The 21,446-nt window shown below is 64.3% G+C and carries 20 protein-coding genes; 10 read left to right on the top strand and 10 right to left on the bottom strand.

Going from position 1 to position 21,446, the window contains the following annotated elements:
* Positions 1-48 precede the first annotated feature (48 nt).
* Positions 49-1,155, bottom strand: a complete 1,107-nt coding sequence (locus BPNPMPFG_RS29285; protein ID WP_258590727.1) for an ISAs1 family transposase — start codon at positions 1,153-1,155, stop codon at positions 49-51.
* Between the two features lie 228 nt (positions 1,156-1,383).
* On the bottom strand, positions 1,384-2,886 hold the full coding sequence (hisS, locus tag BPNPMPFG_RS29280) for a histidine--tRNA ligase (RefSeq protein ID WP_258592046.1): 1,503 nt from the start codon (positions 2,884-2,886) through the stop codon (positions 1,384-1,386).
* Positions 2,887-3,262: 376 nt separating this feature from the next.
* Between hisS and BPNPMPFG_RS29275 the strand changes: the two genes are divergently transcribed.
* Positions 3,263-3,517: a hypothetical protein gene (locus BPNPMPFG_RS29275; protein WP_258592045.1), complete on the top strand. Its 255-nt coding sequence runs from the start codon at positions 3,263-3,265 to the stop codon at positions 3,515-3,517.
* A 189-nt stretch (positions 3,518-3,706) separates the two neighbouring features.
* On the opposite strand, the gene BPNPMPFG_RS29270 is transcribed toward BPNPMPFG_RS29275, so the two are convergent.
* A complete protein-coding gene (locus tag BPNPMPFG_RS29270; protein WP_258592044.1) occupies positions 3,707-4,345 on the bottom strand; it encodes a DNA-3-methyladenine glycosylase I in 639 nt (212 codons plus the stop codon).
* Positions 4,346-4,557: 212 nt separating this feature from the next.
* Here BPNPMPFG_RS29270 and BPNPMPFG_RS29265 point away from each other — a divergent pair, with 212 nt between their 5' ends.
* Together BPNPMPFG_RS29265 and BPNPMPFG_RS29260 are read left to right on the top strand one after the other, a co-directional pair.
* Positions 4,558-5,301 (top strand): L,D-transpeptidase, encoded by a 744-nt coding sequence (locus BPNPMPFG_RS29265; RefSeq protein WP_258592043.1) that lies wholly within the window; start codon positions 4,558-4,560, stop codon positions 5,299-5,301.
* Between the two features lie 268 nt (positions 5,302-5,569).
* Positions 5,570-6,490 (top strand): bifunctional 5,10-methylenetetrahydrofolate dehydrogenase/5,10-methenyltetrahydrofolate cyclohydrolase, encoded by a 921-nt coding sequence (locus BPNPMPFG_RS29260; RefSeq protein ID WP_258592042.1) that lies wholly within the window; start codon positions 5,570-5,572, stop codon positions 6,488-6,490.
* Between the two features lie 24 nt (positions 6,491-6,514).
* Here the strand turns inward: BPNPMPFG_RS29260 and glcF are convergent, their stop codons facing one another.
* The 4 genes from glcF to BPNPMPFG_RS29240 all read right to left on the bottom strand — a co-directional run bounded on the left by glcF (position 6,515) and on the right by BPNPMPFG_RS29240 (position 12,547).
* Positions 6,515-7,840 (bottom strand): glycolate oxidase subunit GlcF, encoded by a 1,326-nt coding sequence (gene glcF / locus BPNPMPFG_RS29255; protein ID WP_258592041.1) that lies wholly within the window; start codon positions 7,838-7,840, stop codon positions 6,515-6,517.
* 13 nt (positions 7,841-7,853) lie between these two features.
* Positions 7,854-9,059: an FAD-binding protein gene (locus tag BPNPMPFG_RS29250; RefSeq protein WP_258592040.1), complete on the bottom strand. Its 1,206-nt coding sequence runs from the start codon at positions 9,057-9,059 to the stop codon at positions 7,854-7,856.
* Between the two features lie 295 nt (positions 9,060-9,354).
* A complete protein-coding gene (locus BPNPMPFG_RS29245; protein ID WP_258592039.1) occupies positions 9,355-10,851 on the bottom strand; it encodes an FAD-linked oxidase C-terminal domain-containing protein in 1,497 nt (498 codons plus the stop codon).
* Between the two features lie 373 nt (positions 10,852-11,224).
* On the bottom strand, positions 11,225-12,547 hold the full coding sequence (locus BPNPMPFG_RS29240; protein WP_258592038.1) for a DUF3422 family protein: 1,323 nt from the start codon (positions 12,545-12,547) through the stop codon (positions 11,225-11,227).
* 209 nt (positions 12,548-12,756) lie between these two features.
* On the opposite strand from BPNPMPFG_RS29240, the gene BPNPMPFG_RS29235 reads away from it, so the two are divergent.
* Genes BPNPMPFG_RS29235 through BPNPMPFG_RS29225 form a run of 3 tightly spaced genes read left to right on the top strand, consistent with a single transcriptional unit; the run spans position 12,757 to position 15,551 of the window.
* Positions 12,757-13,560 carry an FCD domain-containing protein gene (locus BPNPMPFG_RS29235; RefSeq protein WP_258592037.1) on the top strand — a complete coding sequence of 268 codons (804 nt, stop codon included), beginning with the start codon at positions 12,757-12,759 and terminating at the stop codon, positions 13,558-13,560.
* 52 nt (positions 13,561-13,612) lie between these two features.
* Positions 13,613-14,749, top strand: coding sequence for an alpha-hydroxy acid oxidase (locus BPNPMPFG_RS29230; RefSeq protein WP_258592036.1), 1,137 nt, complete (start codon positions 13,613-13,615; stop codon positions 14,747-14,749).
* Positions 14,750-14,783: 34 nt separating this feature from the next.
* Positions 14,784-15,551, top strand: a complete 768-nt coding sequence (locus tag BPNPMPFG_RS29225) for a metallophosphoesterase (RefSeq protein WP_258596968.1) — start codon at positions 14,784-14,786, stop codon at positions 15,549-15,551.
* 41 nt (positions 15,552-15,592) lie between these two features.
* On the opposite strand, the gene BPNPMPFG_RS29220 is transcribed toward BPNPMPFG_RS29225, so the two are convergent.
* Together BPNPMPFG_RS29220 and BPNPMPFG_RS29215 are read right to left on the bottom strand one after the other, a co-directional pair.
* Positions 15,593-15,724 carry a hypothetical protein gene (locus BPNPMPFG_RS29220; protein ID WP_013893872.1) on the bottom strand — a complete coding sequence of 44 codons (132 nt, stop codon included), beginning with the start codon at positions 15,722-15,724 and terminating at the stop codon, positions 15,593-15,595.
* Positions 15,725-16,017: 293 nt separating this feature from the next.
* Entirely contained in the window at positions 16,018-16,716 is a 699-nt protein-coding gene (locus BPNPMPFG_RS29215) for a type 1 glutamine amidotransferase (protein ID WP_258592035.1), read from the bottom strand.
* An 87-nt stretch (positions 16,717-16,803) separates the two neighbouring features.
* On the opposite strand from BPNPMPFG_RS29215, the gene BPNPMPFG_RS29210 reads away from it, so the two are divergent.
* The 4 genes from BPNPMPFG_RS29210 to BPNPMPFG_RS29195 all read left to right on the top strand — a co-directional run bounded on the left by BPNPMPFG_RS29210 (position 16,804) and on the right by BPNPMPFG_RS29195 (position 20,892).
* Positions 16,804-17,463 (top strand): hypothetical protein, encoded by a 660-nt coding sequence (locus BPNPMPFG_RS29210; RefSeq protein WP_258592034.1) that lies wholly within the window; start codon positions 16,804-16,806, stop codon positions 17,461-17,463.
* Positions 17,464-17,494: 31 nt separating this feature from the next.
* A complete protein-coding gene (locus tag BPNPMPFG_RS29205; protein ID WP_258596966.1) occupies positions 17,495-18,229 on the top strand; it encodes a 16S rRNA (uracil(1498)-N(3))-methyltransferase in 735 nt (244 codons plus the stop codon).
* A 142-nt stretch (positions 18,230-18,371) separates the two neighbouring features.
* The gene (locus BPNPMPFG_RS29200) at positions 18,372-19,745 is read left to right on the top strand and encodes a glutamate--cysteine ligase (RefSeq protein ID WP_258592033.1); all 1,374 of its coding nucleotides are present in this window, start codon (positions 18,372-18,374) and stop codon (positions 19,743-19,745) included.
* 100 nt (positions 19,746-19,845) lie between these two features.
* On the top strand, positions 19,846-20,892 hold the full coding sequence (locus BPNPMPFG_RS29195) for a DUF937 domain-containing protein (RefSeq protein WP_258592032.1): 1,047 nt from the start codon (positions 19,846-19,848) through the stop codon (positions 20,890-20,892).
* Positions 20,893-21,077: 185 nt separating this feature from the next.
* On the opposite strand, the gene BPNPMPFG_RS29190 is transcribed toward BPNPMPFG_RS29195, so the two are convergent.
* Positions 21,078-21,368: a DUF1127 domain-containing protein gene (locus tag BPNPMPFG_RS29190; RefSeq protein WP_258592031.1), complete on the bottom strand. Its 291-nt coding sequence runs from the start codon at positions 21,366-21,368 to the stop codon at positions 21,078-21,080.
* Positions 21,369-21,446: the final 78 nt, after the last annotated feature.

Genomic DNA, 21,446 nt, shown 5'->3' with positions numbered 1-21,446 from the left:
CGGCGCCCCCCTCTGTCCTGCCGGACATCTCCCCCTCCAGGGGCAGGGCTATCGCATATGAGTGATAAGGCTGATGAGGTCTTGATCGGCCCACCGTGCTTTGAGTCGTTTGTGGCTGAGCGGGATGTTTTCCGGGTCGGCTCTAAGGATGTTGAGAGTAAGGCGCCGAAGTATGGCGTGGTTTGCCGGCGCGTTGTTCTTGCGACCCCTGATGCGATCTTCGCAGAGCAGGACGTCGAGTTGCCAGTGCAGCTCATTCTCTATGCTCCAGTGGCGGCGAACGGAGGCGATCAGTTCTTTGGCCGGCATTGTGCGCGACAACGCATAGCAGCGGACCTTGTGGGTGGTCTTGCCATCGACGGTGCGCCAGCTTTCGACACGGCCGACGGCGCAAAGGTCGACGAGCGCGTTCTGGCCCGGCGTCTGGGCGAAGGGGACGACGAAAGCACGGCGCACCTCGTGGCGGCCATGGGCATCCTCGTCGACCTGATGGAACCTGGTTCTTTTGCTCGCAGCTGCCGCGTCGAGGGCGGCATTGGCCTGTACTGCCAGTTTCGACTGGTTGCCCTTGATGGCCAGCACATAGTTGCCGCCACCTTCGCGGATGGTCTTGGTCATGCGGCGATGGCAGTGCAAGGCATCGCCGGTGACGGTCAACCCCTTGAGCGACAACAGCTTGAGCGCCTCGATCGCAGCCTCGACCTCGCCACCCTTGTGTGCCACGACCTGAGCCAGGCTCATGAAGGTGTCGCAGGCAAAGACTGTAACCACCAGCGGCGGCATGTGGGCGCAGCCCTTGGCGTAGGCGCGCCTGAGGCTCTTGCCGTCGACGGCGACTTGGCCTTTCGGCACATCGATGTGCGCCTGTGTGCCGAAGGCGGCCATGAAGCGCATGAAGGCGGCGTTGAAGGCCACCGGATCGAGTGCGGCCAGCACCCGGCTGAAGGTGTCGTGGCTGGGCACGCCGTGCTTGAGGGGGATGAACTGCCGCAACAGATCGAGCCGCGACTTGGCAAACAGCACCATCTCCGTGCAGTGCGTCGCTCCGCAAAGCACCGCCGCCAGCGCCACGAACAAAATCTCTGGCAATTCGTGCTGGGCCGTGAAGTCTCGAGGGTCCGGAACCTCGTCGAATATATCCACAAACACCATCATGACCTCCTGTCTTCAAGAGGTCCGTCAGAATCAATTTCTCTCCACCACGCAAGTGACCCGATCTACTCATGTGCGATTCCCCTGCCTTGTGGGGGGAGATTGGCGGCTTCGGCGGCGGCTCCAGCCATCCAACGCAGAAGATTGGCGAAAGCGGTGATGACGGCCAATCTCCCCCCTGGAGGGGGAGATGTCCGGCAGGACAGAGGGGGGCGCGAAGGAACGCGACCTCTACTCGCCACGAGCCCTCTCCTCGGCCTGCGCCGCCAAAATCTTCTTCACCTCACCAACCAGGTCGCTTTCGGCAACCGTCACCTGCGCCGGGCGCGCGGCGCGCCATTCGGCGTTGTCGGTGATTTCGGCCGACATGCGCGCGCCTTCGATCAGGTCCTTGATCTGCAGCTCGCCCTTGGCGCGCTCGTCGCCGCCCTGGATGATGGCTACCGGGCAGCCGCGGCGGTCGGCGTATTTCAGCTGCGCCTTCATGCCGGCGCCGCCGAGATACATTTCGGAGCGGATGCCGGCGGCACGCAGCGCGCTTACCATCTTCTGGTAGCGGCCGAGGCTGTCGGTGTCCTTGTCCATCACCAGCACGACGACCGGCGCGATCACGTCGGCGCTGTCCAGCTTGCCGAGGTTCTTCAGCGCCGTCATCAGCCGGGACACGCCAATGGAGAAACCGGTCGCCGGCACCGGCTCGCCACGGAAGCGCGAGACGAGGCCGTCATAGCGGCCGCCACCGCCGACCGAGCCGAAGCGCACGATCTGGCCGTCCTCATTGGGGATTTCGGCCAGCAGCTCGGCCTCGAAGACGGGGCCGGTGTAGTATTCGAGGCCACGAACGACGGAACGGTCCATGGCGATACGGTTTTCGGCATATCCTGCCGCCCGGACCAAGGCTTCAATCGTCGAGAGTTCGCTGACGCCCTCCTGGTAGACCGCGTTCGCGCTGACGCTGGAATCCTGGCCAGCCTGTCCAGTCTTCGCTGTCGCGAGAAGAACCGCCTCGGCCTGCAAATTATTCAGCCCGGCGCCCTTGGCGAAGTCGCCTTCGCCTTCCTTGCCGCCATCCCAGCGCCCCGGTCCGAGCAGAAGTCGCACACCCTCCGGCCCGAGCTTGTCCAGCTTGTCGATCGCTCGCAGCACGGTCAGCCGGCGGCCGGCATTGTCGTCGCCGCCAAGGCCGATCGCTTCCAGCACGCCGTCCAGCACCTTGCGGTTGTTGACGCGGATGACGTAGTCGCCGCGCTTGATGCCGAGCGCTTCCATGACGTCAGCCATCATCATGGCCATCTCGGCGTCCGCCGCCACGCCCGGCGTGCCGATCGTGTCGGCGTCGAACTGCATGAACTGGCGGAAGCGGCCGGGGCCTGGCTTCTCATTGCGGAACACCCAGCCGGAACGATAGCTGCGATAGGGTTTGGGCAGGCGCTCATAATTCTCGGCGACAAAGCGAGCGGTCGGCGCGGTCAGGTCGTAGCGCAGCGACAGCCACTGGTCATCGTCGTCCTGGAAGGAGAAAACGCCTTCGTTGGGCCGGTCCTGGTCGGGCAGGAACTTGCCCAGCGCGTCGGTGTATTCGATCAGCGGCTGGTCGGCCGGTTCGAAACCGTAAAGCTCATAAACGGAGCGGATCGTCGCCATCATCTTTTCGACTGCGCGGATGTCCTCGGCGCCGCGGTCAGCAAAACCGCGCGGCAGTCGCGCTTTCGTCTTTTCCGATTTGTCGGCCATGAGCTGGGCACCCGGTGTTTCGTGGCTTCGTGGGGCGGTAAAATTACCGCTTTCCATAGCGCGCGTGTCCTAACCGATGCGGCTTTGTGCGGCAAGGGCGCGCGCTTTGCCTTCTCCCCTTGCGGGAGAAGGTGGATCGGCGCGCAGCGCCGAGACGGATGAGGGGGTGTTGGACAGAGTACTGGCGGTGCCAAGCTGGAACACCCCTCATCCGGCCGAGCTTCGCTCGGCCACCTTCTCCCGCAAGGGGAGAAGGGAAAGGGGCGCCAAGATCTGAAACAAAACGCACCGGAAATGAAACAATCCCGCCACGGGTGCGGCATTGTGCCGACACAATCACGGCCGATAACCCGCACCGACACGAAGGGGTTCGGCCATGACCAGCACAGCAAGATTCCATGCCATCGACGGTGAAGCCGGCGACTTGCCAGCACGCCTGCGCCCGGCCGACATCCACGCCCCGAAAATGGTCAGCCAGGCTGCCGGCCCGTTCGACGCACCGGCAGACACCAGCGAGGGGCCATCCATGCGCGACGCATTGGTGACCGGCCTGCTGGTGATCTATCCAGCCGTGGCCACCGTAGCGGCGATCGTCGCCGGGCTTTTCCTGGCCAGCGTCAACGGCACCTGAGATTGCCCGCTTGATGAAGTAGGCGCTGCCTGACCTTCTCCCCTTGTGGGAGAAGGTGGATCGGCGCGCAGCGCCGAGACGGTTGAGGGGTGCTGGACGGAATGAGGCGTTGGTGTTCCCCGGAACACCCCTCATCCGGCCGCTTCGCGGCCACCTTCTCCCACAAGGGGAGAAGGAAGAGCGCTACGCTTACTTCGGCCTTTTGAAAGCCTTCCGTTCCTTCTCGACCGCCTCGCGGCAGACGCAGCCCTCGAGATGGTCGTTGACCAGGCCCATGGCCTGCATGAAGGCGTAGACGGTGGTCGGGCCGACAAAGCTCCAGCCGCGCTTCTTCAACTCTTTCGAAATCCGGACCGACACTGATGTGGTCGGGTTGGCGCGCAGATGGGCGAGATCGACGATTTCGGGCCGCTCGTCCGGGCCGGGTTCGAACGTCCAGAACCAGGCGGCCAGCGAGCCTGATACATCGACCATCTCGCGGGCGCGCTTGGCGTTGTTGATGGTCGAGACGATCTTGCCGCGATGGCGGATGATGCCGGCATCGCCAAGCAGGCGCTCGACGTCCTTGTCGGTGAAGGCGGCGACCTTGTCGAATTCGAAATTGGCGAAGGCCGCGCGAAAATTCTCCCGTTTGCGCAGGATGGTCAGCCACGACAGGCCCGACTGAAAACCTTCGAGGCAGATCTTTTCGAACAGCCGGCGGTCATCCGCCACCGGCCGTCCCCATTCGTGGTCGTGGTAGTGCAGATAGTCAGGCAGATTGCCGTGCCAGAAGCAGCGCGCGACGCCGTCGGGACCGACGAGCAGGCCGGTGTTTTCCTTTTCCATAACCAAAATCCGTTCGTTAATGCGCTTTTGCGCTGCATTTACCGTGGCTTTACCAGATTCCTGAACCCGGCGGTAACCACACCAAAAGCTTTACCGACACTTGCGCATTTTACGCATTCCGATTCATGTTTCGGTTGCTGCTTGCGCGCCAATGATCGCTGAACTGGGGGGCGTTTCCACCCGGTTGTATCAGACGATCAAGGTGCGTTCCGATGAAGACAGTTCTGTTTCCCGTGCTCGGCGCCGTGGCTGTGTTTGCCGCTGGCGTCACGCCCTCCACCGCCGGCGACCGCTATGCCGACAGGCCGCCGGTGATGGTGAGTCCCGACCTTTCCGCACCCTGGGTGCTGCAGCTTGGCCAGGCGCCCGGCATCGTGCGGCAGAACCGCCAGGTCGTGCAGCAGCCGCGCCTTCACTACGCGCAACCGGCGCGGCCCGACCGGGTGCAGACGGCGGCGGTGCAGGCGCCGGCCAAGCGCATGGCCATGCGCCCGCAGATCAACCCGATCTATCTGCCGCAGGAAGTCGCCTATGACGGCCCGCAGAAGCCGGGCACGATCGTCATCGACACCACGCAGAATTTCCTTTTTCTGATCGAGAAGGACGGCAAGGCGCGGCGTTATGGCGTCGGCACCGGCAAACCCGGCTTCGAATGGTCGGGCACGCACAAGATCACCAACAAGCGCGAGTGGCCGGACTGGCGCCCGCCAGCCCAAATGATCAAGCGCGAAGCCGCCAAGGGCCGCTATTTGCCGACCTATCTGGCCGGCGGCATGGAGAACCCGCTGGGCGCACGCGCGCTCTATCTCGGCACGACCGAGTACCGTATCCATGGCACCAACCAGCCGTGGACGATCGGTGGTGCGGTGTCGTCGGGTTGCATCCGCATGCGCAACGAGGACGTCGTCGACCTCTATGAACGGGTCAATGTCGGAACCACGGTCGAGGTGATATAAAGGGTGCTGCGAATCACCTGATCCGGAAGCGATCGTTTCCTGGGGATCGGAAGAGACAACGGGGGACGGGCCGTATGGGGATGCGGTCGGTCAGAAAGGGCAGCTCGGGAAACCGCGCTGCCCTTTCCGTTTTGACCGGAGCCTGGCGCGCATAACGAGAGACTATTCTTGGGCGCGTCGCGCAAAAGGCATGGCGGTTCGCTTTCGTGCTGCCCTTTTCGATGTCCTTTTGCTATGTGGGCGGCGACCAAGCAAAAAGAGTTCACCCATGCCCCTGTCCGACGACAGCCGCTATCTCAAGGGCGGCCCGGTTGCCCAGCGCATCATCGCCGCGGTGCGCGAGGATGCGGCGATTGCCAAAGCCGAGGGCTTTCCGCCCAAGCTGATCTCGATCACCGTCGGCGATACCGCGGCGGTGGACGTCTATGTGCGCAACCAGCGCGCCAAGGCGCAACTGGCGGGCATCGATTTCGAGGAACGGCGCTTTCCCGCCACCATCACTTCGGGCGAACTGGAAGCGGCCATCCACGGCCTGAACGCCGATCCGCGCGTCACCGGCATCATCATCCAGCGGCCGGTTCCCGCTCATATCCCGATCAGGGCGCTGCAGGCGGCGGTGCATCCGCTCAAGGACGTCGAAGGCATGCATCCGGCTTCGATCGGCAACATAGTCTACAACCAGCTCGACCTCGCGCCCTGCACGGCAGCCGCTTCGGTCGAACTGCTGAAGGAAACCGGCCTCGACCTCAAGGGGCTGGAAGTCGTCATCGTCGGCCATTCGGAAATTGTCGGCAAGCCGATCGCCTTCCTGCTGATGAGCGAAGGCGCGACGGTGACGGTCTGCCACCACATGACGCGATCGGTCGCTGCCCACGCAAGGCGCGCCGATGCGCTGTTCGTCGCCGTCGGCAAGCCACGGCTGATCAAGGCCGACATGGTGAAGCCGGGCGCAGCGGTCATCGACATCGGCATCAATTCAGAGATCGGGCCTGACGGGTCCAGCCGTATTGTCGGCGACGTCGACACCGAAAGCGTGCGCGAGGTCGCCTCCTGGATCACCCCGGTGCCGGGCGGCGTCGGCCCGATCACGGTCGCGATCCTGCTGCGCAACACGATGGTGGCGCTCAGCCGGCAACGTGCGCTTTATGAAGCGACCTACGGCACGGCCGACAGGCTGGCGGCCGAGTAAGCACCGAGACACGACGCGGCGACTCTACTGCGCGGCGACAAGGCTCTCTTCCAGAATGCCGTCCGGCTTCGGCCCGCCATAAGCCCAGTCGAGCAGTTTTACCGTGTGCACCACCGGCAGCTTGGCGGCGGAAGCTATTTGGGTGATGCAGCCGATGTTGCCGGTGGCGACGATCGAGGCGCCCGTCGCCTCGATGTTTTTCACCTTGCGGTCGCGCAGCCTGGCCGAAATCTCGGACTGCAGGATGTTGTAGGTGCCGGCCGAGCCGCAGCACAGATGACCCTCGCGCGGCTCGCGCACGACGAAGCCGGCCCTGGCCAGCAGCTCTTTCGGCTGTCGGGTGATCTTCTGGCCGTGCTGCATCGAACAGGCCGAATGATAGGCGACGATGGTGCCGGGTTTGCGCACCGGTTCTGGCAGGTCGAGACCCGAGAGATACTCAGTGATGTCCTTGGCCAGCGCCGATACGCGTGCGGCCTTGTCGGCATAGGCCGGATCCAGACGCAGCATGAAGCCGTAGTCCTTGATCGTCGTGCCGCAGCCGGACGCGGTGACGACGATGGCATCGAGCCCGCCTTGTTCGATGGCGCGCGTCCAGGCATCGACATTTTGTCTGGCCGAGGCAAGCGCGGCTTGCTCCCGCCCCATGTGATGCACCAGCGCGCCACAACAGCCCTCGCCCTGCGGCACCACCACCTCGATGCCGAGCCGCGTCAGCAGCGCAATCGTCGTCTCGTTGATGGCGGGATCAAGCACCGACTGTGCGCAGCCGGTGAGAATGGCGACGCGGCCTCTTTTGGTCCCCTGCCCGGCATGGATGCCTGGCGAGGCCATCGGCGAGGTTTTGGGAATCGATGCCGGTGCGAGCTTGAGCATGGCGCTGAGCGGCTTCAGCGCCGGGACCTTTTCGAACAGGCCAATGAACGGCTTGCCCAGCTTCGCCAGCCTGAGTGCCGCGCGAAAACGCGCGGGATGGGGCAGCACGAAGGCCAGCATGGCGCGGGTCAGGCGGTCGAGCAGCGGCCGCTTGTAGGTCTCCTGTATATGGGCGCGGGCATGATCGACCAGATGCATGTAGTTGACGCCCGACGGGCAGGTGGTCATGCAGGCGAGGCACGACAGGCAGCGATCGATGTGGGTGACGATCTCCTTGTCGGCGGGACGGCCATTCTCCAGCATGTCCTTGATCAGGTAGATGCGCCCGCGTGGCGAATCGAGCTCGTTGCCGAGCGTCACATAGGTCGGGCACGTGGCGGTGCAGAAGCCGCAATGCACGCATTTGCGCAGGATCTTTTCCGATTCCGCGACATGTGGATCGGCAAGCTGGGCAGCAGAAAAATTGGTCTGCATCGCCATTCCAGTCCTAGGCCATGCGGCCGGGATTGAGGATGTTTTTGGGATCGAATTCCTGCTTCAGGCGCTGGCTGAGTGCGGCCAGCGCCGGCGGCTGCGGCTCGAACACCGGCAAGGCGGCGCGGTGGGAGGGTGCGGCGCGCACCAATGTCGCATGGCCGCCGCCATGTTTTCTCAACAGCCCGCGCAGCAGAGCGGCTTCCGGGTCGCCCTCTTCCATGCGCAACCACACCAGCCCGCCCTGCCAGTCATAAAAGGCGCTGACGGCAGCCTGCATGCGCAGCGTCAGGACCATCTGGTGGCCCTCTCCCGGCGTCATCGACACGCGCCAGACCGGTCTCTCGCAGTTGTCGGCGAAGGGCCTACAATCGCGCACATCGCGCCATATGGCGGTTGAAGTTTCGCCGGAAATCTCCTCCAGCGGCCCGGCCTTGCCGAGCAGCGATTTCATCGCGGCGATGCGATAGGCGACGGAGGGGCCAAAACCCTCGACGCGCAGCAAAGTCGCGGCCTCGCTGCCGAGCGCGCCGCCGGCGACACGCGCGGCGATGCGCTCCGGCAGATGGGCGGCACTCGACACTTCAGCGCTGGAGCCGAGCGCCAGCGCCATGACGCTGGCAGCGGCATCGTCGAGCAGGCCACGGACAGCAAGCGTGATCTCGGTCTCGGCTGATGGCAGCACCTTGAAGGTAACGTCGGTGAACGCGGCCAGCGTGCCCCAGCTGTTGGCCATCAGCTTCGACAGATCATAGCCGGTGACGTTCTTGACGACGCGGCCGCCGGACTTGAAGGCCTCGCCACGGCCGGAAACGGCGTTGATGCCCAGTATATGGTCGCGCGCGGCACCCGCCTTCAGCCGGCGCGGGCCGGACAGGTTCGCGGCAAGGACGCCGCCGATGGTGCCTTTGCCGGGTTCGCCACCGAGCAGCAGACCGTAATCCATCGGCTCGAAGGCGAGCTGCTGGCCATTTTCCGCCAGCAGCTTTTCGATGTCGGCCAGCGGCGTGCCGGCTTTTGCCGACAGCACCAGCTCGGCCGGCTCATAGAGCGTAACGCCGGCGAGTTTCGACAGGTCGAGCGTGTGTTCGCTCTGTTGCGGCCGGCCAATGCCGCGCTTGGAGCCATGGCCAAGGATTTCCAGCGGCGATCCTTCAGCCACGGCCCAGCCGACGGTGGACAGGACTTCGTCCGATGTGGTGGGGGTGAATGTGGTCATGGCTATCTCTGGTTCCTTGCCCCGGCGAAGCGGGGGAGAGGTAGCTCGGGCAAAGCCCGAGACGGAGAGGGGGCGAAGCCTGTGCCAAACACCGGTGTGGAGATGCCGAGATCCTGCCCACCCCCCTCTGTCCTGCCGGACATGTCCCCCGCAAGGGGGGAGATTGGCAGTTCCAACGCCGCACCCGCCCACCAAGGTGGAAGGTTGGCGAAGACGTCATCGATAGCCAATCTCCCCCCTTGCGGGGGAGATGTCCGGCAGGACAGAGGGGGGTGTTCAAGCGCCGCCATCACCCTTAAAACCTCGGAATGTCCGGAAACGGCAGCTTGCCGCCGGAAATGTGCATGCGGCCGAGTTCGGCGCAGCGGCGAAGCTGCGGAAACACCTTGCCCGGGTTGAGCAGATGGTTGGGGTCGAAGGCGCATTTGACGCGCATCTGCTGGTCGAGGTCGATCTGGTTGAACATTTCCGGCATCAGGTCTCGTTTCTCGACGCCTACCCCGTGTTCGCCGGTCAAGACGCCGCCGACCTTGACGCAGAGCCGCAATATGTCGGCGCCGAAGCTTTCGGCCTTGTCGAGTTCGCCCGGCACATTGGCGTCGTAGAGGATCAGCGGATGCAGATTGCCGTCGCCGGCATGGAAAACGTTGGCAACGCCGAGACCATATTTCTGCGACAGCTCGCGCATGCCGGCGAGCACGCGCGGCAGCTCCTTGCGCGGGATGGTGCCGTCCATGCAGTAATAGTCGGGCGAGATGCGGCCGACGGCCGGAAATGCCGCCTTGCGGCCGGCCCAGAAGGTCAGGCGCTCCTGCTCCGACTGCGAGATGCGGCAGGTGGTCGAACCGTTCTTATAAGCGATGGCTTCGACAAGGCCGATCAGATGATCGACCTCGACGCCCGGCCCGTCGAGCTCGACGATCAGCAGCGCCTCGACATCCAGGGGATAACCGGCATGAACGAAATCTTCCGCGGCGTGGATCGCCGGCCGGTCCATCATCTCCATGCCGCCCGGAATGATGCCGGCGCCGATGATGTCGGCGACGCACTGGCCGCCCTGCTCGCTGGTCGGAAAGCCGATGAGCAGGGCTCGGGCGGTCTCCGGCTTCTTCAGGATGCGCACGGTGACCTCGGTGACGACGCCGAGCAGGCCTTCGGAGCCGGTCATGACGCCGAGCAGATCGTAGCCTTCCGCATCGAGGTGGCTGCCGCCGAGCCGCACCACCTCGCCGTTCATCAGCACCATCTCGATGCCGAGCACGTTGTTGGCGGTGAGGCCGTATTTCAGGCAGTGCACGCCGCCTGAATTTTCCGCGACATTGCCGCCGATCGAGCAGGCGATCTGGGAGGATGGATCGGGGGCGTAGTAAAAACCCTCCTGCTCGACGGCCGTGGTGATGCCGAGATTGGTGACGCCCGGCTGGGCGACGACGACGCGGTTGGGGAAATCGATCGCGAGAATGCGATTGAAGCGGCTCATGACCAGCAGCACCGCGTCTTCCAGCGGCAGCGCGCCGCCTGACAGCGAGGTGCCGGAGCCGCGCGGCACGACGCGGATATTGCGGTCGTTGCAGTATTTCAGCACGCGCGAAACCTGCGCCACCGTCTGCGGCAACACGACGACCAGCGGCAGTTGCCGATAGGCGGTCAGGCCGTCGCTCTCGAAAGCCCGCATGGAATTGGCGGCGTCGACGACGCCCTCGCCCGGCACGATGATGCGCATGTCGGCGACGATCTCGTCGCGCCGGCGCATCGTGGCGTCGTCAGGTTTCGGCATGGCCAGGCCGGACATCAGCAGCCTCGTTTCGCTTGACTGGTCAAAATCTTTTACCAGTGAAGCGCGTTGGTTGCAAATCCTGCGGCTGTGGAGATTCCGGAGTCACGGTCGGACGGCTTCCGCAGCGGCAATCTGCCGCTGCTTTTACCCTCCCCCTTGTGGGGGTGAGCGGCCAGTTCGCGAAGCGAATTCATCGTGCCAGTGGCACGATGAAAGGCCAGCGAACGCCGGGACGCTGCGAAGCAGCGGGGACCCGGCAGGGCAGATAGCGTTGGCGCTTTGCCCTTCGCAGGCTCAGGGCGTTCGAAGCTCGAAAAGCCAAGCATTTGGCTTTTCGTCCGCTCCGCGGACCGCTTCTCACCCCCACAAGGGGGAGGGTGGAGGGAGCTTACTCTCCGGCCAGCTTGCCGGGTTCGGAATGCATCCGGCGCACGCGGCGTACGCCCCACCAGACCAGCAGGATGGCGATCGGCACCGAAGCGGCGGTGACGACTTCCGGCGCGAAGGCATGGCCGAAGATCGAGGCGCCCTTGGCGACATAGCCGATGAGACCGACCACATAATAGGAGACGGCGGCGACCGAGAGGCCTTCGACGGTCTGCTGCAAGCGCAGTTGCAGGCGGGCGCGGTTGTTCATCGACGCCAGCAGGTCGCGGTTCTGCTTCTCGACCTCGACATCGACCCAGGTGCGCAGCAGCGTCGTGGCGCGGGTCAGCTTGCGCGACAGATTGGCCTGGCGCTCCTCGACCGAGCGGCAGGTTCGCATGGCCGGCGCGACGCGGCGCTGCAGGAACCCACCCCAGGTGTCGTAGCCGGGCACGGCTTCTTCCTCGAGCGCCTCCAGCCGCTCGCCGACGATGCCGTCATAGGCGCGGCTGGCGCCGAAGCGGTAAAGGCTGGACGCCGCGTCCGCCTCCAACTCGGCGGCAAGCTCGGTCAGGTCGGCCAGCAGCGTCTGGCTATCGCGGGTCTCGGCGACCTTCATTTCCAGCGTGGTCTGCGCCAGCCTGTCCTCGATGCGGCGGGCGCGACCGGACAATGTCAGCGCCAGCGGCAGGCCAAGCATGGCCAGCGTGCGGTAGGTTTCGATGTCGATCAACCGTTGCGACAGCGCCCCGGTGCGCGCCAGCGTCAGGCCACGGTCGAGCACCAGCATGCGGGTCATGCCGTCGCCATCCTGGCGGAAATCGGTGACGATGGCGGCGTTGCCGCGCTCGACCAGCGAATAGCACAGGCTGGTCGGGTCAAAACCGGCAATCAGCCTTTCGCTCGCTTGCGTCCATCTGCGGATTTCGAGCCGGATGCCCGAGATGACGGTGCCTGGCGGGCAAAACCCGTTGCCGAACGGCGAGTCCTCCTGCGCCCTGCCGTTTTCGGAAAGCGGCCCTTCCCACAGATAGGTCGAGAACTCGGTATGCCGCTCCCAGCGCAGCGAGCCCTTGCCCCATTTCATGGCGTGGTGGCGGGCCTGGCGGTCGGGCGCGGCAATGCCGAGGCGCCGCGACAGTTCGGACAGCACCGCATGGTCGACGCCGGAGCCGCCCTCGGTCATGAAGGCGAGTTGCACCAGGACGCGCGGCTTTTCGATCAGCGGATGCGGCCGTGCATGCACCTCGCCAAGCGCGCCGGGCCGGCCCTCATGCGCGGGAAAACCCATGACGCTGCCCTTGGCGCGCGGCTGGAATTCGAGATTGGACGGGTCGTCTGACACGGCTTGTCCCCCGGACTTCTCTAGACCCTCTTGCATTGCGTTCCTCTAGTGCCAACCGCCAGATGACGCAAACAGCAAAGTTTAGCCGAAGACGATATGGCGTCGGGCGGCAAAACCGACTCACTTCGACCAATTGGATAAATAATTTGACCAGTTGGCGACGCAGGCTTTATCCTGCGCGACACCGGTTCACCTTCCAGGCATTTTAGTTGAGCGACATTTTTTCCAGGATCGAGCATTCGCGCACCGCCGACGAGGTGGTGCAGCAGATCGAGAGCCTCATCCTCGAAGGGGTGCTGCGCACCGGCGACCGGTTGCCGGGCGAGCGCGAGCTTGCGCGCCAGTTCGACGTGTCGCGGCCGATCTTGCGCGATGCGCTGAAGGCGCTTGAAGGGCGCGGCCTCTTGACGACCAAGGCCGGCGGGGGCACGCATGTCGCCGACATCATCGGCCAGTTGTTCACCAAGCCGGTGGCGGACCTGATCTCGACGCATCGCAAGGCGGTGGCCGACTATCTGGAATACCGGCGCGAGATCGAAGGCGTGGCGGCCGAATATGCGGCCCGGCGCGCCACGCCGGAGGACCTGGCGCTGCTCGACCGCATCATGGCGCGCATGGACGATGCGCACCGCACCGGCGATTTCGACGACGAGGCCGAAATCGACGTTGAATTCCACCAGGCGATCTGCGAGTGCGCGCACAACATCCTGCTCCTGCACACGCTGCGCTCCTGCTACCGGCTGTTGTCGGAAGGCGTGTTCCAGAACCGGCTGCTGGTGTTCACGGTCCCCGGCGCGCGCGAGGCACTGCTTTCCCAGCACAAGGCGATCCATGCAGCGGTCAAGGCTGGCGATCCGGCGGCCGCGCGGCAAGCGGCGATGGACCACATGATCTATGTCGAACGATCGATGGCCGAGGCCGAGCGCAGCGGCGACTGGCAACGCGTCTCGCGATTGAGGCTCAGACAACGCTCCGAGGCGGGCGACAGTGAGCCGGCGAGGAAACGCTCGTGAGAGCCGGCCAAGATCGAACCGTCGACGAACAATTGCACCAGCGGGAAGCCTCATGAGCCAAATCCTCACCATTGCCGATCTCAAGGATCTCGCGCGCCGGCGCGTGCCGAAAATGTTCTTCGACTATGCCGATTCCGGCGCCTGGACCGAGAGCACCTACCGGGCCAACGAGGAGGATTTCGGCAAGATCAAGTTCCGTCAGCGTGTGCTGGTCGACATGAGCAACCGCTCGCTGGAATCGACCATGATCGGCGAAAAGGTGGCGATGCCGGTGGCGCTGGCGCCAACCGGCCTGACCGGCATGCAGCATGCCGATGGCGAGATGCTAGCCGCGCAGGCGGCCGAGGAATTCGGGGTGCCGTTCACCCTGTCGACGATGAGCATCTGCTCGATCGAGGACGTCGCCTCGGTGACGAAGAAGCCGTTCTGGTTCCAGCTCTACGTGCTGCGCGACAAGGATTTCGTGCTCGACCTGATCGACCGGGCGAAGGCGGCGAAATGCTCGGCGCTGGTGCTGACACTCGACCTCCAGATCCTCGGCCAACGGCACAAGGATGTCCGCAACGGGCTTTCGGCGCCACCCAGGATGACGCTGGCCAACATCGCCGACATCGCGATGCGGCCGCGCTGGTGGATGGGCATGGCCGGCACCAAGCGCCGCACCTTCCGCAACATTGTCGGCCACGCCAAGGGCGTCGGCGACGTCGCTTCGCTGTCCTCATGGACGACCGAGCAGTTCGATCCGCATCTGTCGTGGAAGGATGTCGCCTGGATCAAGGAACGCTGGGGCGGCAAACTGATCCTGAAAGGCATTCTCGACAAGGAAGACGCACTGATGGCGGCCAAGACCGGCGCCGACGCGATCATCGTATCAAACCATGGCGGGCGCCAGCTTGACGGCGCATCATCGTCGATCATGGCGCTGGAAGAGATCGCCGATGCGGTCGGCGACACGATCGAAGTGCATATGGATGGCGGCATCCGCTCCGGCCAGGATGTGTTGAAGGCGCTCTGTCTCGGCGCCAAGGGCACCTATATCGGCCGGCCATTTCTTTACGGCCTGGGAGCGCTCGGCAAGGAAGGGGTTACCAAAGCCTTGGAAATCATCCGCAAGGAGATGGACATCACGCTGGCGCTGTGCGGAAAACGTCTGGTCACCGACATGGGCAAGGACCAGCTCCGGCGCTAAGTCCGTGATCGCCGACCACGGAGACAACAACACGTTGGCTGAACCCGGTATCCATTTCCTTGATGCGTGTGGCCCCGACGACATTCGTCTTTACGCGATCGGCGACGTGCATGGCCGGCTCGACCTGTTGGTCGCCATGCATCAACGCATCGAGGCCGAGATCGAGCAGGAGACGCCTGCCGACTGGCGTGTCATCCATCTTGGTGACTATGTCGACCGCGGACCGGACTCAAAGCGTGTCATCGACTTCCTGATCGAAGCGCGAGAGCGCGACCCGCGCCATTTGATGCTGGCCGGCAATCACGACATCGGCTTTCTCGATTTTCTGAGAACCCCGGACCCGGAAGGGCTTTTCATGCGCTATGGCGGCGTCCAGACGGCGCTGTCCTATGGCGTGTCACTGACCGCCGACGCCAGCTGGTTCGGCAAGGTGGAGACGGTGAGACGGGGTCACGCGGCGCTGGTCAAGGCCGTGCCACCGGACCATGTCGATTTCCTGCGCTCGCTGCCGTTCTCGGTGACGTTCGGCGACTTCTTCTTCTGCCATGCCGGCATCAGGCCTGGCGTCGCGTTGGAGAGGCAGAACCAGCAGGATCTGATCTGGATTCGCGATGTCTTCCACGACCATACCGGCCTGTTCCCGAAGATCGTCGTGCATGGCCACACCCCCGTGCCGGAGGCGGAGGTGATGGCCAATCGCGTCAACGTCGACACGCTTGCCTGGCAATCAGGCATGCTCAGCGCACTCGTCGTCGACGGCCCGGACAAACGCATCCTGACCATGACCATCAAGGAAGCTTGAGCCCTCGCGCGTCCGAGGACGCGAAAGACGCTTCCCGCTTTTTAGCGAAGCGAGGCGGTGACGCCGTAGCCGTCGACGGCGTTGTGGTTGTTGGCTGCGTCGGCGGCATAGATGCCGAGGCCGCACAGCACGATGGCGGACAACATGGCAAAGGACAGAAGCGCTGCTTTCACGGAGGTCATCTCTTGTTGAGCTTTCTGCATCTGGGCAGCAGGCGGTTACCAATGTGTTGAAACGGAAAATTCGCTTCAAAGTTTCGACGATTTCGCGCTTCTAGGCGCATTCTGTATCTTCGGTGTGTCGCGCGGGTCACACAAAAGGTTCGTCGCGGTTGCACAGCCGATGCAGAGCGCGCGCCTTCTAGGATGGCGGCCGGACACAAGCCAAGAATGAAAGGCGTTTTCCCCAGGCGGTTTCACCGCCGCGTGCCAATTATGTCACGCTGGAGGGCACCGATGGACGACGCTCAGATCGTCGCCACCCAGGCGCGGGCAATGGCCAGGCCGGCAGCATCGGCGTCAGGCCCGTTGCGGGCCATCTCGCCATCGAGCTTGCCGGCCCAGTCGGGATGGCGCGCGGCGATGGTCGGTGCAAAGGACGTGCTCCAGTCCCGCACCATCGGCCGGTCGGCCTCAAAATGGAACTGGAAGCCGTAGACGGCGCGGCCGACGCGAAACGCCTGGTTCTCGGCGACATCGTTGCCGGCGAGCCTTACGGCGTTTTCGGGCAAAACGAAGGTGTCGTCGTGCCATTGGAAGATCGGAAATTTCTCCGGCAGCTTGGCCAGCACCGGATCGGCCCTGGCGTCCGGCGTCAGCGATACGCCGCGCCAGCCGAACTCGTTGGCGCCGCCGATACGGTTCTCACCACCGAAGGCGCGCGCAACCAGCTGGCTGCCGAGGCAGATGCCAAGCACGGCGCGATCCTTGTCGGCGAAATCGCGGGTCAGTTCGAGCAGTGCCGGGAAATAAGGGTACTCGTCGTCAGCCAGCGCATTCTGGCCGCCGCCGAGCACCACCATGGCGTCATGCCCGGCCGCGTCATCCGGCAGGGTATCGCCCTTGTAGGGCAAGCGCAGGTCGAGATCGGCACCCGCTTCCGCAAGGGCCGCGCCAACCTGCCCAAGGCCGGTATTGTCGTAGTTCTGGACCACCAGCACCCGCATGAAAAACCCTGCTGACATGAAAAGGACGGGACGAGCGATATCATGCCGCCAGCGTTGCAGCCAAGATGCGTGTTGCGGGAGAAAACTATGCCACTGCAGAACCGGGTCGATCCGTTCGGCGCCATCCACGCCGTGCCCGAGCGCGGGCTGTTCACCGGCAATCGCGGCATTGTCCATGACCCCGGAACGAAGACACTGTTGAAAAAGCGCTGGGCGCTTCAGGCCTGGATCATCTGCGTGTGCCAATTCCGCAATGTGCGGCGCGAACCAATGGGCCGCAACAGAAAGAGCGACGACCATTTGGGTGGCAAAGCGGGCTGGACCGAGCTGTTCTTCCTCGACGAGGTGACGGCCCTAGCGGCGGGGCATCGCCCCTGCTTCTTTTGCCAGCGCGAACGGGCCAAGGACTTTGTCCAGCGTTTCGGCGAGGCCTTCGGCATTGCCGAGCCGCGCGCGCCGCAGGTCGACAAACGGCTGCACAAGGAGCGGCTGGCGTCGGGCGGCAAGCCACCGATGGTGGCCCTTGAAGAGCTCGCCGGCCTTCCGGACGGCGCGATGGTTGCGGATGGCGGCAATGCCTATGCCTTGCGCGCCGGCAAGGCACTGCGCTGGTCGTTTGCCGGGTATGGTCCGCCCGCCGATGTCGTCCTGCTCGGCAAGCCGCTTGTGCTGTTGACGCCGGCCACGACGCTCGCCGTCCTGCGGCATGGCTTTCGACCGGTGTGGCATCCGGCGGCCGAGACTTGACGCCGGCGGCCGGCTCGCTCATTCCTCGGTGATGCGCGCCAATTACAAGATGCAACGTCTGTTCGTGCCCGACGACCTCGGTCCGGAGATCGAATTCGATGCCGGCCAGCAGCAGGGACACTATCTCCAGCACGTGCTGCGGCTTGGCGAGGGCGCCGAAATCCTGGTCTTCAACGGCCGCGACGGCGAGTGGTCGGCGGCCATCGCCGCGAAGACGAAAAGGGCGGTGCGGCTGAAAGTTATGGCGCCGCAACGGCCGCAGCCGCCGCTGCCCGACCTCATCTACTGCTTTGCGCCACTGAAGCAGGGCCGGCTCGACTATCTCGTGCAGAAGGCGGTCGAGATGGGCGCCGGTGTCCTGCAGCCGGTCATCACCCAGCACACGCAGGTGGCCAAGCCTTCGATCGATCGCCTGCGCGCCAATGTCGTCGAAGCCGCCGAGCAATGCGGCATCCTGGCGGTGCCGGAAGTGCGCGAGGCGGAAAAATTCGATCGCCTGCTGGCCGGCTGGGACAAAGAGCGGCGGCTGATCTTCTGCGACGAGGACGCCTCGACCAACAATCCGCTGCCGGCGTTGCAGGCGGTCAAGGAAAAGAAGCTTGGGCTGCTGGTCGGGCCGGAGGGTGGGTTCTCGGACGACGAGCGCAAGATGCTGCGCGCCCTGCCCTTCGTCACGGCCATTCCGCTCGGCCCGCGCATCCTGCGCGCCGATACGGCGGCAGTGGCCGCCCTTGCGGTGATCCAGGCAACGATCGGAGACTGGTGAGACTTGGTCTCTTGCAAGGGATGGACAGGGTAGTATCGTTCAATTCCTGTTGACCTGTGGCTCAGGATTTTTCGCTTGATCGTCTGCTGACATTTCGTCCATTTAGCGCCGGCGGTCGTCCGATCGCCTCTGAGGGCTAATTATGGCGCGCGACACAACCGATTTCCGCCCGATCGAAGGCGTCGATGAACTCGTCGAGCATCTGGCCGAAGGCAACAAGCCGCGCGACAAGTGGCGCATCGGCACCGAGCACGAGAAATTCCCCTTCTATGTCGACGGCAACGCGCCTGTGCCTTATGGCGGCGAGCGCGGCATCCGCGCCATCCTCGAAGGCATGCAGCAGAAGCTCGGCTGGGATCCGATCATCGATGACGGCCGCATCATCGGCCTGGTCGAGCCGACCGGCCAGGGCGCGATTTCGCTGGAACCCGGCGGCCAGTTCGAGCTGTCCGGCGCGCCGCTGGAGACGATCCACCAGACCTGCCGCGAGGGCAACGCGCATCTGGCGCAGGTGCGCGAGATCGCCGAGCCGATGGGCATCCGCTTTCTCGGCCTCGGCGGCAGCCCGAAATGGTCGCTGGCCGAGACGCCGAAAATGCCGAAGTCGCGCTACGAGATCATGACGCGCTACATGCCCAAGGTCGGCACCAAGGGCCTCGACATGATGTACCGCACCTGCACGATCCAGGTGAATCTCGACTTCGAGAGCGAAACAGACATGCGCCGCAAGATGCAGGTGTCGCTGAAGCTGCAGCCGCTGTCGACGGCATTGTTCGCCAATTCGCCGTTCACCGAGAGCCACCCGAACGGATTGCAAAGCTGGCGCGGCGACATCTGGCGCGATACCGACAACCAGCGCTCGGGCCTGCTCGAATTCTGCTTCTCACCCGATTTCGGTTTCGCCGACTATGTCGAATGGGCGCTCGACGTGCCGATGTATTTCGTCATCCGCGACGGCCGCTATCACGACATGACGCACATTACCTTCCGCCAGTTCATGGCCGGGGCCGCGCGCCATGAAGTGCCGGACTGGCTGCCGACAATGGGCGACTGGGCGAACCATCTGTCGACGCTGTTCCCCGATGTGCGGCTGAAGCGTTTCCTGGAAATGCGTGGCGCCGACGGCGGGCCGTGGCGCCGCATCTGCGCGTTGCCGGCCTTCTGGGTCGGTTTGCTCTACGACGAGGCCGCGCTCGACGCGGCGGAGGCCTTGACCTCCAGCTGGAGCTACAAGGAAGTGCTGGCGATGCGCAACGCGGTGCCCGAACAAGGCATTTCCGCGCCCTTCCGCAACACCACGCTGCGCGAGATCGCCCGCGACGTGATGGTTATCTCGCGCATGGGGCTGAAGAACCGCGGCCGCAAGAACCGCGACGGCTATGACGAGACCTCGTTCCTCAACACGCTCGATGAAGTCGTCGCCCGCGGCACCACCAGCGCCGAGGAAATGCTCTCCGCCTATCACACGCGCTGGGGCGGCTCGATCGAGCCAGTGTTCATGGAATACGCCTACTAACCTTGCGAAGTCGGCGCGACCGATTGATTGGCAAAAGCCGCTTCAATCGGTCGTCGAAACGAATTAGGCTCTCCATCGAGGATTTCCGGAGGAGAAGCCGATGCCTACCTTGTTCGATATGCTGGCGCAGGCCCAGAACGGCAACGGCATGCAGGCGCTTGCCCAGCAATACGGGCTTTCGACGCAGCAGACACAGGCGGCCGTCGCCGCTCTCCTGCCGGCCTTTTCGCAAGGGCTGCAGCGCAACACAGCCGACCCCTACGGGCTCGGCGCCTTCATGACGGCAATGGCAAGCGGCCAGCACGCCAAGTATTTCGAGGACGCGACCAGAGCCTTCTCGCCGCAAGGTGTCGATGAGGGCAACGGCATTCTCGGGCATCTGTTCGGCTCCAAGGATCTGTCGCGGGCCGTGGCTAGCCAGGCCGCGCAAGCGAGTGGTGTCAACCAGCAGATCCTGCAGCAGATGCTGCCGGCCATCGCCTCGATGGTCATGGGCGGACTGTTCAAGCAGACGACAAATCAATTGACGGGAGGCCAGATGCAGGCCGCCGGTGGTTTCGGTGGTGGCGGCGGCAATCCACTCGGTGAGATCATCGAGCAGATGATGCGGCAGAGCGGCGGCATGCAGGCGCCGGCGCCGCAGCAGCGCCCAGCACCGCAGCCCCAGAATCCGATGGACAACAACCCGCTCGGCAAGGTGTTGCAGGACATGTTCGGCGGCGGGACGCCGCAGCCGCAAAGCCAGCCACAGCCGGCACCCAATCCCTATGGCGACAATCCGCTCGGCAAGGTGCTGCAGGACATGTTCGGCGGTGGCGCGCCGCAGCCACAGCCGCAACAATCGCAACCGCAGCAGACCCAGAGCCCCTATGGCGACAATCCGCTGGGGAAAATCTTCGAGGAGATGCTGCGGCAAGGCGGCGGGGGCGGCTTCGGCGGGGGCGGACAGAAGGCGCCGCAACAGCCACAGGCGCCACAGCAGCGTCAGGCGCCGCAGCCGCAGGCCAATCCGAGCGGCCGGCCGAGGAACCCGTTCGACGACCTGTTTGGCAAGATGTTCGAGACCGGCGCCCAGCAGCGTGACGAGTACCAGAAGGGCGTGGAAACGATCTTCGACCAGTTCAAGCGGGACATGGACCGGCGATAGCTGGCGCGCTGGCGGCGGATCTTCGGCCAAGCAGAAAAAAGAAAAGCCCGGTCCTGGGAGGACCGGGCAGAGTGCAGGCGGGCCGGCGGGGATCCGGCAGGGAGTGGGAGCCTGCATACTCTTCAGTCGCCTCGAACCTCAAAAAGGTTCACGGCAACTGATACGATAGCAACCAATCCAGGCGATCAGGCCACCTTGCGGGCGAGATCCTCGATCGTTTCGACGCGATCGCTGGCGATTTCTCGCAAGATCGCCGTTGGATCGCGACCAAACGGCCCGTCGATGGCGACATGCAGGTCGGCGCGCGTCAGGCCGATATCGGCAAGTTCGGAATCCGACAGCTCGCCAAGGCGGTAGAAGGCGCGGCGATTTTTCCAGGCGCGGTAGACGTTGGAGACGGTGTTTGCCACGCGCGTCGCAACGGCCGGGCGCGAGGTGATGCGCGAGGTCTCGGTGGCGAAATCGAACGTGGTCATGTCGGTCTCCTTCAGACTCGAACGGACGAAACCTGGCTAACGGCGCTGGCGACAGCGGCCGTTCCGGTCCCAATTCAC

Origin of the sequence: Mesorhizobium sp. AR07, assembly GCF_024746815.1 — a bacterium.
Classification (GTDB): domain Bacteria; phylum Pseudomonadota; class Alphaproteobacteria; order Rhizobiales; family Rhizobiaceae; genus Mesorhizobium.
This window is presented reverse-complemented; position numbering and strand designations above follow the sequence as displayed.